Origin of the sequence: Hafnia alvei, from assembly GCF_900095695.1 — a bacterium.
Lineage (GTDB): Bacteria > Pseudomonadota > Gammaproteobacteria > Enterobacterales > Enterobacteriaceae > Hafnia > Hafnia alvei_B.
The window spans coordinates 1-16506 of record NZ_FMIQ01000072.1 but is presented as its reverse complement, the minus strand read 5'-3'; the positions used below and the strand labels follow the sequence as shown (position 1 = coordinate 16506).

Sequence of the window (16506 nt, the reverse complement as noted above, 5' to 3'; positions counted from 1 at the left end):
GGGCTGATACCAGAATTTTGCAGGTTTTAATCAGTGAAAATACGGACATCTGCTGGGATGCCCGTTTTATATTCAAAATGTCACAGCCACGTTTACAGTGCGCGGAATGCAATCTCGGTTGGGATTGATTCGCCCTGCCAGTACAGCTGAGCCGCAACGTTAGCCGCTAACTGACGGTAAATGAGCGAGAATTCGCTGTCTGGACGGCAGGCCATGGTTGGTTCACCACGGTCTAAATCCTCGCGCAGTGAAATATGCAGCGGCAGTTGACCAAGCAGACGGATCTTATATTTCTCTGCCAGTTTTTCTGCGCCACCGGTGCCAAAAATCGGCTCGTGGAATCCACAGTTACTGCACACGTGGATACTCATGTTCTCAACCACGCCCAATACTGGCACATGGACTTTCTCAAACATGACAATACCTTTCATCGCATCCAATAGCGCAATATCCTGCGGTGTGGTCACAACCACTGCACCGGTTACTGGGATGTTCTGCGCCAGCGTAAGCTGAATGTCACCGGTGCCCGGAGGCATGTCCAACACCAAATAATCCAAATCAGGCCACAGCGTATCTTGCAGCAATTGCAGCAAAGCTTTGCTCGCCATTGGGCCACGCCATACCATGGCGTTATCGTCGGTAACCAGATATCCGATGGAATTCGTTGCCAGACCATGCGCCATGATCGGCGCCATATGTTGACCGTCAGGTGACGTAGGACGCTCGTTTGGTGTACCTAGCATCATTGGAATTGATGGGCCGTAGATATCGGCGTCCAAAATCCCGACCTTCGCGCCTTCTGCGGATAACGCCAGCGCCAGATTCACAGCGGTGCTGGATTTGCCTACCCCGCCTTTGCCGGAACTCACGGCAATAATATTACGAACGCCCTTCACTCCGGCCTGATCGTTGGCTCGTTTCAAGGTTGCAATATTATGTGAAAGACGCCATTCCACCGCTTTTGCGCCGCTCACGCGCAACAGTTCAGGGCTGGTTGCCTCTTTCAACGCGGCAAAACCACTTTGCCACGCAAACGGCATCATCAGTTCAATATGCAGGGTGTTATCAAGCAGTGCACAATGGTGCAGGGCCTTAAGCGCACTCAGCGGGTGATTCAGTGTTGGGTGGGTAAAGGCAGCGAGAATTTCACTGACCTGCGTCCGCAGTGCTTCGGGAGTGGACGTTTGATGGGATTTATTGCTCATCCCGGCTCCTTGTGTCATTCATTTTTATCTTCAGATGGTGCTGTAAAGCGTATTTATACCCCGAATAAATCGAGTTACATGAAGGTGGCCACGCCCATGCAACTTGAAGTGAGACGGGTATATATATGTTCGCTGACATAATTCACTTATACAGCCATTTTGCTAATCGACAGAACATTAATAAGCATACCAGAACTCCATTCACTGCGCGTTATGCAACTTACTTTCCCTGCATTAACAAAGAAAATGACTTAACAAACACAGCAGCCTAGCGGCATCGGACTCAATCAGGTAACATCTTTAGCACCGTTCCATTCTTAAAAGAGACAGCAAATCCACTATGGCTTCAGTCACCTCCCAAGCAAGCGCAAGAAAAATTCTAGTGACGTGCGCGCTTCCGTACGCCAACGGCTCAATTCACCTCGGCCACATGCTCGAGCACATTCAGGCAGACGTATGGGTTCGTTTTCAGCGAATGCGCGGCAACGAAGTGCACTTTATCTGCGCGGACGATGCCCACGGGACACCTATCATGCTGAAAGCTCAGCAGTTAGGCATTGAGCCTGAGCAGATGATTGCTGCCGTGAGTCAGGAACATCAAAAAGACTTCTCCGACTTTAATATCAGCTACGACAACTACCACTCTACGCACAGCGAAGAGAACCGTGAGCTGTCGAACCTGATTTATGGTCGTCTGAAAGAAAACGGTTTTATTAAAAACCGCACTATCTCTCAGCTTTACGATCCGGAAAAAGGCATGTTTCTGCCAGACCGCTTCGTGAAAGGCACCTGTCCGAAATGTAAGTCACCAGACCAGTATGGCGATAACTGCGAAGTTTGTGGCGCGACCTATAGCCCAACCGAGCTTATCGAGCCTAAGTCTGTTGTCTCTGGCGCCACGCCGGTTATGCGTGAATCAGAGCACTTCTTCTTCGACCTGCCGTCGTTTAGTGAAATGCTACAGGCATGGACCCGTTCTGGTGCATTACAGGAACAGGTCGCGAACAAAATGCAGGAATGGTTTGAGTCTGGTCTACAGCAGTGGGATATCACCCGCGACGCACCTTATTTCGGATTTGAAATTCCTGATGCGCCGGGTAAATATTTCTATGTTTGGTTGGATGCGCCTATCGGCTACATGGGCTCGTTTAAAAACCTGTGCGATAAGCGTGACGATCTGGACTTCAACGAGTTCTGGAAAAAAGACTCATCTACCGAGCTGTATCACTTTATCGGTAAAGATATCGTCTACTTCCATAGCCTGTTCTGGCCAGCCATGTTGGAAGGCAGTAACTTCCGCAAGCCAAGCAACGTATTCGTCCACGGCTATGTCACCGTTAACGGTGCCAAAATGTCCAAATCTCGTGGCACCTTTATTCAGGCGCGCACTTACTTGGATCATTTGGATGCCGATTGCCTACGCTACTACTATGCAGCGAAACTCTCCTCGCGAATCGATGATATCGACCTGAATCTGGAAGATTTCGTACAGCGCGTGAATGCCGATATCGTTAACAAAGTGGTGAACTTAGCCTCGCGTAACGCAGGCTTCATCAACAAACGCTTTGGCGGCAAGCTGTCTGAACACTTAGCCGATCCTGCGCTTTATCAGACCTTTGTTGACGCTGCGGATGAAATTGCTCAAGCCTATGAAAACCGCGAGTCAGGCAAAGCCATTCGTGAGATCATGGCGTTAGCCGATCTGGCCAACCGTTATGTCGATGAACAGGCTCCGTGGGTAGTGGCAAAGCAAGAAGGCCGTGATGCCGATTTACAAGCCATCTGCTCAATGGGTATTAACCTGTTCCGCGTTCTGATGACTTACCTGAAACCGGTTCTGCCTTCATTAAGCGAGCGCACTGAAGCGTTCCTGAATACCGAACTGACCTGGGACAGCATCTCTCAACCATTGCTCAGCCATCAGGTTAACGCGTTCAAAGCGCTGTTTAACCGTATCGAAATGACCAAAGTTGAAGCGATGATTGAAGAAGGCAAAGCCGCTGCGGCAGCCGCCGTTGCAGCATCCAAGCCGGCTACCGGTCCATTAGCCGACGAGCCGATTCAAGACACCATCACCTTTGACGATTTCGCCAAAGTAGATATGCGCATTGCTGAAATCAAAAGCGCCGAGTTCGTTGAAGGTTCAGATAAATTGCTGAAGCTAATACTGGATCTGGGCGGTGAAACCCGTCAGGTATTCTCCGGTATTCGCTCTGCCTATCCAGATCCAAGCGTGTTAGTTGGCCGTTTAACCGTGATGGTGGCTAACTTGGCTCCGCGTAAAATGCGCTTTGGCATGTCTGAAGGCATGGTAATGGCTGCGGGTCCTGGCGGAAAAGACATCTTCCTGCTCAGCCCTGACAGCGGCGCACAGCCGGGTCATCAGGTTAAATAATTGCCTGAACCAACCAAAAACCCGCCAATCTGGCGGGTTTTTTATGCACTACGTTCAACTAAATAATGTTCAACTAAACAATGTTCAACTAAACAATGTTCAACTAAACAATGTTCAACAAAGCAACGTTCAACAAAACAATAAATTAGAACGTGTAATCCGCCGCAACAAAGTAACGACGCCCTTCTTCGTTATAGCTGTAATCATCACGGTTCAGGTCTTTATCCAACAGGTTCAACACGCCCGCGCGCAGCTTCAGATCTTTGGTCATCTGATAAGCACCACCGGTGTTCCAAACGGTGTAGCCACCAGATGATTTATCAGCGCTAGTCACGACGCGACGCTTACCGGAATAATTAGCCGATACGTAGAATGACCAGTCTTCGATTGGTTTCCAGTCTAACGTGCTGTTCGCCGTATGGAACGGTTGGGTGCTTAATGGACGGTCGTTGGTTAGGTCACGTGCATCGTTGTAGGTGTAGTTCATACTCATGCTTAACGCATCGGTAAACGGCACTTTCAACTCGGTTTCAACGCCTTTAATTCTTGCTTTATCAACGTTGTAGTAACGGAAAATGGGCTTACCATTCTTATCAAAATCAACAAAGTTTGGATAGGAAGGCGCTATCGCTGCATTGGCAGTACGAGTCACGTTAATCATATCCTTCACATTGTTTTGGAACACCGTCACGCTGGCATTTACGCCATCCAGCATCCCTTCATCACCGGCATAGTACAAGCCCAGCTCGAAGCTTTCGGAGGTTTCAGGATCCAGATCCTTGTTACCGACAATAGTACAATCCCCGCGGCAAGAAGCCGACTGCCAATCAGGGCTCAGTTCTAATAGCGAAGGCGCTTTAAACGCAGTTGCCCAACCACCTTTCACCGTCACCGTGTCCGTCGCGTTATAAACTAAATAGGCACGCGGGCTCCAGTGAACACCATAATCTTCATGGTTATCCATACGAATGCCGCCGGTGAAGGCCAACGGCTCGAAGATCCGCCATTCATCTTCCACAAACAGCGCGTATTGATTGGCTGACGTTGAACCGCTGCCCTTCAGATTACCCGGATCGCTCAGTTTATCGTTACGGTATTCGCCGCCCAGTGTGAATAGCTGATTCAGCTCGCCGAGAGGAACAACAACTTTGCCGTCGATGGCGTTATTTTTCGCCGTGATGCGGTTTTCATTGTAGTTATCAATCTTTTCGCCATAAGCACGGATTTCCGTATTGGCTAAATCCCAACGTCCATTGTGGCCAATTGAGTAGTTTTGACGTTCCAGACGGTTTTTATCCAAAGAGTCAGAATCACGATCCTGACGATCAAAACCGTAGCCAAAGGTCATGTCCTGATTCGCTTCTGGCGTCCATGCAAATTCAACGTTAGCGTCGCGCGTCGTGTAGCCCTCAATACGCCCCGATTCGCCCGTTTTGCTGGTAGCCGATTTTTGGGCATCATCTTTTTCACGCTTGCCCAAATTGCCAAAGACTTTCACTCCCAGCACATCATCAATCAACGGGCCGCTGGTGTAGAAGCTACCGTTATAGCTATCGCCGCGATCGCGATGCTCTTGGATGGTGCTATCGGCACTCAGGGAACCGTGCCACTCTTTACCCACTTTGCGGGTAATAATGTTCACTACGCCGCCTAAGGCATCAGAACCGTAAAGCGAAGACATCGGGCCGCGCACCACTTCGATACGCTCAATCGCCTCGGCGGGCACCCAGCTTAGGTCATAATCGTTATGTCGGAACACCGCCGTGCGCGAACTCACGCGTTTGCCATCCACCAAAATCAGCGTATAGCTGCTGTCTAAACCACGAATACTCACACCTTTACGGTTATCGCCCTCGTTAGTCAGCTGCACACCCGGCACTTCCTGCAGAATATCCTTCAGGTTCTGAATCGGCTTTTTAGCCAAGTCTTCACGCGTAATCACGCTAATACTGGCGGGTGCATCTTTCAGATTTTGTTCAGTTGCTGAAGCGGTGACAACCATCACATCATCCCCTTCCGCGGCCATCACAGGTGCTGCTGCGATGAATAACGGTACGCAAAGCCCCCCGCGCAATAAAGTTGCTAACGGGTTAAGTTTTGCCTTAGCCATTTGGTCAATCTCCATGAGGTTAAATTTAAATAATTATTAGAATGATTATTATTTACTAGATGTGACGCTCTTATGGCGCCGTTCAGCCCACTTTTTCACTTCAATAAAAATGCCAACTTCTACAAAGAACGTCTGTTCTAGTGATAGACAAAAGCTATCGCATCGGGCTATCCGCTATGGATAAGCCCTATTGATTGATTAACAGACAATGCCGTTATTAATGCGCTGGCAGAGAAAGGGTTAGATGGAGGGTTCCGCAACCAATCCGTCGATCACAACCTGAGGCATTCCCTGCGAACAGTGTTCTATGCGTCCACGGACGCCATACACGCGAGCCAAACTTTCTGGCGTAATCACTTCTGCGGGTTTGCCATCCGCGATCAGCTTCCCGTTTTCAAGCATCAACACATGATCGCCATGGCGCAGTGCGATATTGATATCGTGCACCACCACCACGGTGACGATATTGCGGCGGGCGGTCTCACGGCGCACCAAGTCCATCACGTGGAACTGATAATTCAAATCCAACGCACTCAGCGGCTCATCAAGCAGCAACAGCGAAGGCTGGCGAATCAATGATTGAGCCAATCCCACCAGCTGCTTCTGCCCACCAGACAGCTGATCCAAATAGCTCAGCGCTAAATGGGAAATCCCAAGCTGTTCCAGCAAACGCATCACTTCTGTTTCATTGCCTTGGCGACCCAGACCAGCGGACGCCCGCTGCGCCACGATAATGGACTCCAACACATGAAGATGAACGCCCGCCGGCAAAGACTGCGGCAGATAAACTACCTGTTTTGCCCGCTCGCTGAATGGCTGTGCCATCAGATCGTTGCCATCTAGCAAAAGATGGCCAGAAGCGCGATTTAGTCCTGCTAAAGAGCGCAACAGCGTAGATTTACCGCAGCCGTTAGGGCCTAGTAGAACGGTAATTTTCCCGCGCGGCAGCGTGGATACGCACAGGTCCTCAATCACCGCACGGCGTGGATATCCCGCATTAAAATGCGAAATATCTAAACCAAGATTCATACATTCCCCCTATGACGCAAAATGATGCTGAGGAAGAAAGGTACGCCCACCAGCGATGTCACAATGCCAACAGGAATAATCACGCCTGGGATCAGGTTTTTTGACGCCACGGACGCCATCGACAGCACCAGCGCGCCAATCAATGCACTCGCGGGTAAATAGAAGCGATGATCTTCACCGAAAATCAAGCGGGCAATATGGGGAGCCACTAAGCCGATAAAGCCAATCGGGCCCACGAATGCCACCGCTAATGCAGACAGGATACTGATGCGCAGCAATGTGCCTAAACGCAGACGTTTAACGTCGATGCCAAAACTCACAGCACGATCTTCGCCTAAGCGCAGCGCGGTTAGCTTCCACGAGCTCATCATTGAAATCGGCATCAGAATGGCAAAGGCCAGCAATAAAATGCCCAGCTTTTCCCATGACGCACGCGCGAGGCTACCCATGGTCCAGAAAACCAAACCTTGCAACGTATCTTCAGTGGCGATGAACTGCATCATTGAAACCAACGCGTTAAAGGTGAAAACCAGCGCAATACCAAACAACACCACGCCCGACGTTGCAACCCGTGTCCAGCGCGTAATACCGTCCAGCATCAGGGCGGCAAACAGCGCAAAAATAAAGGCGTTTGCCGAGATAAACCACTGATCGGGGATGCCCGGAAAACCGATACCCAAAACGATAGCTAATGCGGCACCGAAGGCCGCCGCGGAAGATACGCCCAACGTGAACGGGCTGGCCAGCGGGTTATTCAGAATGGTTTGCATCTCGGCACCGGCTAAACCTAATGCCAACCCAACAACGATAGCCATCAGCGCATACGGCAAACGAATATCCCAAACAATAACGCGGGTGCCTGCATCAGCGATTTCTGGCTGCCACAGCGTTTGCCATAGCGTACTTAACGACAAACCGGAAGGCCCCATAGTGAAATCAAGGATTAGCGATCCCAAAATGGCTAACACGATGACGCCCATTATGATCAAACGATGACGCACAATGCGCTGGTAGTGACCTTTGACGTCGCTGGAGTCGTAACGTTTCGCAGCGCTCATTGGCTCAGTGGTTGAACTCATGTTGTTACCTGTGACAGGTCAACCCTACTGGCGGCGGCTGGCAGGGTTGATTCTTATTACTGATTCGACGCTTTAGCATCAACCCAATAGGTGCCGCTTGGGTCGACAGCAAGGAACTGCTGATACATGGAATCCATGGTCTTTTTAGGATCTGACGAGGCAAACTTCTCCGGATAAATCCATTTAGCAAAGGCCTGAACCGCCAAAACGTTATACGGCGAGTTGTAGTAGCTATGCCAGATAGCGTGAGAATTGCCATCCTGCACCGCTTTCAACGTGCTGATACCGGTGCGTTGCATCGCTGAGTTCAAGCTGTCTCTCGCCTGCTGCTCGGTGACCTTCGCACCTAATTTAATACCGGGCTCTTTAGCATCAGGCGCTTTCGCGCCGCTGGCGATATAAACATCTGGATCCGCAGACAACACTTTTTCGAGGTTGATTTGCCCAAGCGCACCCGGCAGTAAGCCTTTCGCGATGTTGTTACCACCAGCCAAATCAATGAAGTCACCCATATTGCCATTGCCCGCGGTGCCGCAGCAGTCGTCGCTGGTCGCAGCTTTTAGCTCAATGAAAACGCGAGGCTTTTGGCTATCAGGGATCTTGCTGGTGACATCGGTTACCAAGCGCACATTATCTTGATAGAAATTGATGTAATTCTCAGCCTGCTGTTCGCGGTGCAGAACCTTGCCTAGCAAACGCATGCTCGGCAGCGTGTTTTTCAGCGGAGAAGTGCGGAAATCGACAAATACGACCGGCACACCGGCTTTTTCCAGCTGTTTCACCAGTTGGCTATCGCGGCCAGGACCATGACCAGAGAGGCCGAAGATCGCCACGTCAGGATTTAGCGTCAATACTTTTTCGGGGCTGACGCTATCTGCGGTGGTGTTACCAATCAGAGGGATTTTATCGATTTCAGGGAATTTAGCCTGATAGACAGAGTAAGTCTGTGGATCAAGTTTGCGGAAGTCACCTTGCCAACCCACAATGCGGTCGAACGGTTTTTTGCCTTCAAGCAGGGAGACTGCATAGAATAAACGCCCTTCTCCGAGGAGAATTCGGTCAACCTTAGCGGGGATTTCTACGCTACGCCCGGCGATATCCGTCACCGTGGCAGCCCAAGAACTGATACTTCCCATCAGAGTCGCCGCAGCAAGTAATTGAATACCCCAACGCGATTTTCTTCCTTTTACGGTGTCTTTCACCTTCACCACTCCTGCTCTAATTCCATAAGTGCACAAAATGGTAAAGCAAATGATAATACTTATCAATGTGATTTATTGATTTTATTACCCCTATTTCTCATAGTGTTAAGTCGGATAACTTATTCATTTCACAGCGCTTTTAATTAGAAAGATTATTATTCTTTTTTTAGCCATTTTTCACTGGTGATGTTTAGCCTGCCCCAATACGCAAAAAGGCGACCCAAAGGTCGCCTTTAAAATGATTAACGATCAGTATTAATCGTCGATCTTAGTCACTGGAAATTCCATCTCACTATAGGGAACAAAATGCGTTCCTTTCGCTAATTTGTAGCCGAACCAAATAATCAGGAACAGCGGCAAACCGATGTAAGTTGCGGTTACACCATACCAATCGATTCGGTCGTCGAGGAACGCTTCGTAGTTCTGACCTAGCGTAATAATCAGGCACAGTATAAAGGCAAAGATTGGCCCAATTGGGAAGAAGCCTGACTGATAAGGCAGTGCATTCAGATCCAACCCTTTTCTCACATAGCCGCGACGGAAGCGGTAGTGGCTGATGGCAATCCCAAGCCAGGCAATAAAGCCCGTCATGCCTGAGGTATTCAGCAACCACAGATACACTTCTTGGTTACCAAACATCGAGGTTAAGAAGCACAGGCCCGCAACAACCGTGGTTGCATACAGCGCGTTACGTGGAACTCCGCCCTCAGAAAGCTTGGCGAAAATACGCGGCGCTTTCCCTTCGGAAGCCAGCGTAAACAGCATACGCGTTGACGCATACATTCCCGAGTTACCCGCAGACAGTACCGCTGTCAGGATAACCGCGTTCATCACCGCTGCTGCAGACAGCAGGCCCGCATTCTGGAATACCAACGTGAACGGACTCACCGAGATATCTTTCACGTCGTTACGCAACAGGTTTGGATCGGTATATGGAATAATCAGGCTGATAATCAAGATCGCCAGCACATAGAACAGCAGGATACGCCAGAATACCTGACGGATCGCCATTGGAATGTTCTTGCCCGGATCTTTAGATTCACCCGCTGCGATACCGATAAGCTCTGTCCCTTGGAACGAGAAGCCCACAATCATCGCCACACCGATCATAGAGGCAAAACCTCCGGCAAACGGCGCATCACCAATCGTCCAGTTATGGAAACCGGCCTGCTCTCCGCCTTTCAGGATACCCGCGATCATCGCAACACCGACAATGATGAAGATGATGACCGTTGTCACTTTGATCAGAGAGAACCAATATTCCGCTTCACCAAAACCTTTAACGGAGATGTAGTTCAGCAAGAACATCAAGCCAAGGAACAGCGCACTCCAAATCCAGCCTGGCGTATCGGGGAACCAATACCCCATCACAAGCTGCGCTGCCACCAAGTCAACCGCGATAGTGACCGCCCAGTTGTACCAATAGTTCCAACCTAGCGCAAAGCCGAAGCCTTCTTCTACGTAACGCGAGCCGTAGGTCGAGAATGAGCCCGATACCGGCATAAATGCCGCCAGCTCACCCAAACTGGTCATTAAGAAATACACCATCAAACCGATGATGATATAAGAAAGCAAAGCGCCGCCTGGCCCTGCTTGTGAAACGGTAGCACCTGATGCAACAAATAGCCCAGTACCGATAGAACCGCCGATAGCAATCATCGACAGATGCCGCGCTTTTAATTCCCGGCGCAGCGCCGGTGCTCGCCCCGTGGAGGAGGTCTTAGTGTTTGTCTGAGCCATTAGAACCCTATATCTGCTCTATAATTAGTGAAGAGGCCGGATTGTAACAAATCCCGCCCCTGCATAAAGTAACAATCTGATCTTATTAGAGAGCTTCATGATTGCCGGTAGATTATTAGCATCAGCTGTTAATCCACTGTTAAGTGTAGCGTCTATTTGTTCATCTGCTATTGCTAAAAGATGAATCGTCTCTGGCCGCCTAGCTGCAATAGCTTAAGAAACGTTCGAGCGCCTTGGACATATGCTTTTGACGATGATGGATAAGGTAAAGTGCACGATTTAGTCGCGGCAACGGCACCGGAACTTCCACCAGTACCCCGGCTTGCAACTGCTCTTCAATAACTCGGCGCGACAAGCAGCTAATGCCGATACCATAGCGTACCGCATGCTTAATGGCCTCAGAATTTCCCAGCTCCATGACTAAATCAAAGTGTGAAAGATGCGACAGCAAAATATGTTCGACCACCTCACGCGTGCCCGATCCCGCCTCACGTAAGATCCACGGTGCCCGCGCGAGCGCATCTAGCGTAACAGGCGCTTGCAACAGCGGATGGTCAGGCGCGGCGAACACCACCAATTCATCTTGTTGCCATGTCTGGGTCAATAAATCAGGCATATGGCATGGCCCCTCTATCAGCCCTAAATCAACGCGAAAATCGGCAACCGCGTTAATCACATCTCGGCTATTCCCCACATTCAGCTCAAGCGGTACCGCAGGAAAATCTCGGCGATAGCCTGCAATCATTTTCGGCAGAATATAGTTACCAATCGTACTGCTCGCGGCTATGCGCAACGCACCAGCTTCACTCTGAAACAATGCTTCAATTTCGCCGGCCTGTTCCAACAAAGCCATGGCTTTAGGATACAACAAACGACCGTGCTCATTGACCACCAAACGCTTTCCCACTCGGTCAAACAGACGCACCGAGAGCTGGGTTTCCAAATCAGATAGCGCAGCGCTCACCGCGGATTGAGAAAGAGAAAGCGCGCTCGACGCTTGGGTTGTCGAACCACACTTAAGTACTTCGGTAAAAACTTCCAGCTGGCGCAAGGTAATGTGCATAAAAAAGATCCAAGGCAGTCAAAGTATATTTATAAAATGTATGCCCTATGCCTGTCTGCGCAGCATAAATCAGCCTCCAACATAGATGGCTAGGGATAATTGAAGTATAACGCGAATGTCCCTATTTATAGGAGGCTTACCCATAATTTTAGATTTAAAGCTAATAATTACTATAAGAGACTACCGAGTACTGACGGCAGCAATGGGATAGGAGCAGATCAATTAACATGGTAATAATCCTATTCTCCGTGATTGCACGTATGCCAATCAACCAGCAACCACGGAGTACGCAATATCTAGACGCGAGGCAATAACCCCCTAGCGAACGACAAGCACCGAGGTCTTAGCATGTCGCACAACACGCGCTGCATTAGAACCAATTAAATAGGTAGACATGCTTGGACGACGAGAACCCACAACAATTAAATCTGCCTTGCACGCCTCAGCCTCTTTCAAAATTTCATCGTAAATCGAGCCCCACGTCACCATAACCGAAACCTGATCTGACGACAAATCAAGGGAGGCCCCTAGTGCTTCTAACTCTTTATGCACTTTATTCGTGGCGTCATCTTGAATTTTCATTAATTGCTGAGGATGCTCGCCCATATAATACGTCGGGATGGAGGGACGTACGTTCATCAAGCGAATTTTTGCATGTGATACTTTGGCCAAATGAGCCGCATGGTGAAGCGCTCCTTCGGTAAGCTTCGGTTCTTCAATATCAACAGGAACCAGAATAACTTTATAGGCGTAATCCATTTCACTTCTCCTTTTGTTCAACATGTGTCGTTCACCTCCCTTGTAATAACACATTTGAACAATCAATTGATATTTCAGACACGAAAGTGTGAAGTTTGGCTTAATTGCCGTCGCACGCAATTCACATGGTTAGTTTTCAATCAAACACTTCCACAATAAACACATTATTTCTCCATATTCCCCACACATTTGATTAAATCATTTATTCAAATTAATCAGTAGATTATGTGTTTATTGGTTTAGGATAAAACCTATATTTGAGCTAAATTTTAAATACTATTCTGCTGCCAAAATAACTATTCTTATAGGTCTTATAAAATGAAAACCATGGTTAAAATAGCTGCATTGCTTTTAATATCGGCATCATTAAGTGGATGTATTGTTAGAGGCCACAGCGGTCATTCATCCCCACCACCGCATCAAGATTGGCATCAAGGAAGTGGCTCCCATAACAATGGCGGAAATCACGGTAATCATCATGGTAACGGCGGTCATAACGGAGGCCATCATCGTTAAAACCCGTGTCTCTATCTGATGAATATCACTGAAAAATACCCAATATATGCTAACGCAGAATGCTTATTGTAAGCACTGATGGTTAATGTAATCCTGCAGCCCTTCAATCATGGTATTGGTCACCCTGATCCGCTCTCTGAGACTGAGATAATCCCGTTCAGCGGAGTCATCAAGTCTGGCGCCGGCTGCATCAGACTTGCGGGTGGTGGTGGTGGCTTCGGACAACGTTGGGCAATGGGCGTTGACGCGCAGCCGTTTAACATTATTCCCAAGGTCAGTGCGAAGATGCTCAATTTCATTTTTTGCATAATTCAGCTCCAGAGTCACTTTATTATCAAGTTCGCTGGCCTGCATACGTTGACGCTGAATATTACCAAGAGCAACTTTTTGTTGTTCGGCCACTTGGCTTATTTCTTTCAGTTTAGCGTTAATTGTTTGCAGCCGATTTGTCAAGTACCACATTCCAATAAGCAGGCCGATAATGACCAAGATCAGTGCGGTAGTGGCTCGACTCATGACAGGAACAGAGATTTCTCTGCCCCACGCCGCCGAGTCAGTCCTGCGAGCTCTTTACCGCTAGCTTTATTCCATTTCTGAAATTCGTTAGCTGCACCAATATAATCACCAACGTTAATTTTTTTTAGCAAAGTCGAGCCCTTTAATGCATTAACGCCTAGGTTGTAAGCAAAATCGACCAGAGCATCAAATTGATGCTGATTGATTGAATGATGTACCACGTTATTCACACAATTTTCTGACTGTTCAATGCCCTGCATTAATAAAGCATCCGCTTTCTGTTGACTAATAACCATCCCTTTAGCGATGCTCTTGCCGCCTATCGGCTGAGTCCACCCATAGCCGATAGTCCATACACCAATACAATCTTGATAGGCCGTTAATCGACATCCCTCATATTGTTTAATGAGGTTGATGCCATTTTCACTGATTTGCACGATTACCTCTCCTTTTAAAAAAATGCATCACGTTTCCACGTGATAAAAATAAGGAAACGCATAGCGTGATATTAATAAGAGTTTCCGCTGGATTTATCTTAATAATGTCGCCCGTAATAATTCGTATCGTCACAGCAGCACACGCAACGATAAGAACATACGCAAATACAGATCCAACCCAATTATGATCGCTGTCTTTACGTTGAAAAGTCATCATCCGCAAGGCTGTAAGAAAACAAACAATCGCGTTAATGTTTAATAACAAGGTGTTAATTATCATTTACCATCACCTTTGAGCTTGAGGGTTGAATTCTTAGCTTTAGAGATAACGGCGATCAGTATCCAAACAATAGTTGCTGAGGAAACGAGTGCGCCAATCGGTTTTTCTACCATAACTGAAGCAGGAATAACCGTGCTCAGCATAGCGGTTGAGAACCCCGCGGTGAGAACTCCGAGCACAAAGGCGACGACAAAGAACGCCACACGTTTCCAAACTCGAAACTCTGTAGCAGATAAAACAAATACCACTGCGCCTGCAAATGCACCGATAACGACGCCAGTATCAAGCCCAGAAAGCAGACCGACTAACGTCACACCAGTAACAGCCGCTACGCCCGTGCTAGCAGTTAGCTCTAACATGGGAATGACTCCATTTTTTGTTTTCGGGATAGTTTTAGCTATTTCACTTCATACTAAAAAGCCCACATGGTGCGCCTTACGGATTCAGATAATGCGAGTTGATCCAGCCCGTCTCAATTGAATTTATATAAATAAAGTTTTTAAAATTAATCCGTGAAAATTGGCATTGAAAATAATGCGTAAAAGCTAATGAAGATCGGCAACACGTCCGTTTTATTCAACGCATAGCGCAGGGCTTAAGGGATCCAGCAGGCTCATTTACCACTTATACCGTTAGGTTATAAATATATAATCAATTTCTTTTTTAAGCGATGTGCCGCTACTCTATTCGCATCGGTAATACAGCAATAGGTACGATAGCCATGCACGCAAACAGTGCTTTCGAACAAAAAAATTCTCCTCATTATTTCCACGCGCTTGGAAATTTGCTTCCCGGACTCATTCTTGCGGGGGCCATCACTGCGGTTGCCATGTGGGCTGGCAATATCGCTTGGGTTGAAAATCTCGGTTTCGGTGCTCTAACGCTGGCCATCATCTTCGGGATTATTCTAGGTAATACGGTCTACCCCAGCATCGAAGCCCCTTGCGCCGTCGGGGTGCATATTTCCAAGCAAAAGCTCCTACGATTGGGGATTATTCTGTATGGTTTTCGCCTGACGTTTCAGCAAATTGCCGACGTCGGTATGACTGGGATCGTGACCGATGCCATCACGCTGACATCCACGTTCTTGCTGGCTATGTGGGTCGGACGTAAAGTTTTTGGTATGGATAGCCAGACCGTTATGCTGATCGGCGCCGGCAGCAGCATTTGTGGCGCAGCGGCCGTCATGGCAACAGAACCCGTAGTGAAAGCCGATGCCAGTAAAGTCGCTGTTGCGGTATCTACCGTGGTCATTTTCGGTACTATCGCGATCTTTTTCTATCCGTGGCTGTACCGGCTCAATGAGCATTATCAGTGGCTGCAAACGACGCAGGAAGGCTTCGGTATTTACATCGGTTCAACGATTCATGAAGTTGCACAGGTGGTTGCCGCTGGGCGAGCCATCAGCGATGAGGCGGGTAATGCGGCCGTCATCACGAAGATGATCCGCGTGATGATGCTGGCTCCGTTCCTCGTCATTTTATCCAGCTTTATTGCACGCAGTGTGCCAAGCAACAAACGGAGTGCGACTAAGCAAAAATCAGCGATCACCATTCCATGGTTTGCGGTGTTCTTTATCGTCGTCGCCGGTTTTAACTCCTTCGATCTGCTGCCTGCGGCGCTGGTGCATCAACTTATTACCTTGGACACCATTTTGCTGGCCATGGCGATGGCTGCGTTAGGCCTAACCACCCATATCAGCGCAATCCGTCAGGCAGGGATCAAACCTATTTTGCTGGCGAGTATTTTGTTTGTTTGGTTGGTGGTGGGTGGTGCGTTGATTAATCATTTTGTGGGAATGTGGATTTAAGTAACGCTTGTATAAAGCTGTGGTGTAAGGTTTCGGCAGCCAAGTGCCTATGCTGAATTGGTGTAAGGTTTCGACCGCCTATCCGCTCCGGCGGTTATATGCAGCATGAGTGGAGGCGTCCGAGTCGGGTGCGCCAGCGCGCGCACCCAACACCCGCGCGCTCTTATCCGAGATGCCATCTCCGCGCCGGGTCGGCATGCGCCATCCTTGGCGCCTCCTCCCCTAACGCTAACATCCTGTTAGCGTTGCTCTTTCTCCCAATACATAAACAAATAAAATCTTTTGAATTTGATTTTGACCTTTTCCGGCACGTTACCGGACAGCCGAGTGAATCATGCAGGTTAGGATTCGCCGACAGGGACGTC

At 48.6% G+C, this 16506-nt stretch carries 14 protein-coding genes; 2 read left to right on the top strand and 12 right to left on the bottom strand.

Annotation, left to right across the window (positions count from 1 at the left end):
• Positions 1–92: 92 nt before the first annotated feature.
• Positions 93–1205 (bottom strand): iron-sulfur cluster carrier protein ApbC, encoded by a 1113-nt coding sequence (gene apbC / locus BN1044_RS19675; protein WP_072310103.1) that lies wholly within the window; start codon positions 1203–1205, stop codon positions 93–95.
• Between the two features lie 340 nt (positions 1206–1545).
• On the opposite strand from apbC, the gene metG reads away from it, so the two are divergent.
• Positions 1546–3600 carry a methionine--tRNA ligase gene (gene metG / locus BN1044_RS19670; protein WP_072310102.1) on the top strand — a complete coding sequence of 685 codons (2055 nt, stop codon included), beginning with the start codon at positions 1546–1548 and terminating at the stop codon, positions 3598–3600.
• Between the two features lie 145 nt (positions 3601–3745).
• On the opposite strand, the gene cirA is transcribed toward metG, so the two are convergent.
• The 11 genes from cirA to BN1044_RS19615 form a co-directional block, all read right to left on the bottom strand.
• The gene (gene cirA, locus BN1044_RS19665; RefSeq protein ID WP_072310101.1) at positions 3746–5710 is read right to left on the bottom strand and encodes a catecholate siderophore receptor CirA; all 1965 of its coding nucleotides are present in this window, start codon (positions 5708–5710) and stop codon (positions 3746–3748) included.
• Between the two features lie 240 nt (positions 5711–5950).
• Entirely contained in the window at positions 5951–6739 is a 789-nt protein-coding gene (locus tag BN1044_RS19660; protein WP_072310100.1) for an ABC transporter ATP-binding protein, read from the bottom strand.
• The gene (locus BN1044_RS19655) at positions 6736–7818 is read right to left on the bottom strand and encodes a FecCD family ABC transporter permease (protein ID WP_072310099.1); all 1083 of its coding nucleotides are present in this window, start codon (positions 7816–7818) and stop codon (positions 6736–6738) included. Before BN1044_RS19655 ends, BN1044_RS19660 begins: the two co-directional genes overlap by 4 nt.
• 56 nt (positions 7819–7874) lie before the next feature.
• Positions 7875–9020: an ABC transporter substrate-binding protein gene (locus BN1044_RS19650; RefSeq protein WP_302622583.1), complete on the bottom strand. Its 1146-nt coding sequence runs from the start codon at positions 9018–9020 to the stop codon at positions 7875–7877.
• 255 nt (positions 9021–9275) lie between these two features.
• Positions 9276–10760 carry an amino acid permease gene (locus tag BN1044_RS19645; protein ID WP_072310098.1) on the bottom strand — a complete coding sequence of 495 codons (1485 nt, stop codon included), beginning with the start codon at positions 10758–10760 and terminating at the stop codon, positions 9276–9278.
• A 199-nt stretch (positions 10761–10959) separates the two neighbouring features.
• Positions 10960–11823 (bottom strand): DNA-binding transcriptional regulator YeiE, encoded by an 864-nt coding sequence (yieE, locus tag BN1044_RS19640; RefSeq protein WP_072310097.1) that lies wholly within the window; start codon positions 11821–11823, stop codon positions 10960–10962.
• A gap of 318 nt (positions 11824–12141) precedes the next feature.
• Positions 12142–12582, bottom strand: coding sequence for a universal stress protein (locus BN1044_RS19635; protein WP_072310096.1), 441 nt, complete (start codon positions 12580–12582; stop codon positions 12142–12144).
• 579 nt (positions 12583–13161) lie between these two features.
• Positions 13162–13614 carry a lysis protein gene (locus tag BN1044_RS23465; RefSeq protein WP_072310095.1) on the bottom strand — a complete coding sequence of 151 codons (453 nt, stop codon included), beginning with the start codon at positions 13612–13614 and terminating at the stop codon, positions 13162–13164.
• The gene (locus BN1044_RS19625) at positions 13611–14051 is read right to left on the bottom strand and encodes a lysozyme (RefSeq protein ID WP_072310094.1); all 441 of its coding nucleotides are present in this window, start codon (positions 14049–14051) and stop codon (positions 13611–13613) included. Before BN1044_RS19625 ends, BN1044_RS23465 begins: the two co-directional genes overlap by 4 nt.
• Positions 14038–14331, bottom strand: a complete 294-nt coding sequence (locus tag BN1044_RS19620) for a phage holin family protein (protein ID WP_072310093.1) — start codon at positions 14329–14331, stop codon at positions 14038–14040. Before BN1044_RS19620 ends, BN1044_RS19625 begins: the two co-directional genes overlap by 14 nt.
• Positions 14328–14690 (bottom strand): putative holin, encoded by a 363-nt coding sequence (locus tag BN1044_RS19615; RefSeq protein WP_072310092.1) that lies wholly within the window; start codon positions 14688–14690, stop codon positions 14328–14330. The genes BN1044_RS19620 and BN1044_RS19615 overlap by 4 nt, the downstream gene beginning before the upstream one ends.
• A 362-nt stretch (positions 14691–15052) precedes the next feature.
• Here BN1044_RS19615 and BN1044_RS19610 point away from each other — a divergent pair, with 362 nt between their 5' ends.
• The gene (locus BN1044_RS19610) at positions 15053–16141 is read left to right on the top strand and encodes a YeiH family protein (protein WP_072310091.1); all 1089 of its coding nucleotides are present in this window, start codon (positions 15053–15055) and stop codon (positions 16139–16141) included.
• The last annotated feature ends 365 nt before the right edge of the window (positions 16142–16506 follow it).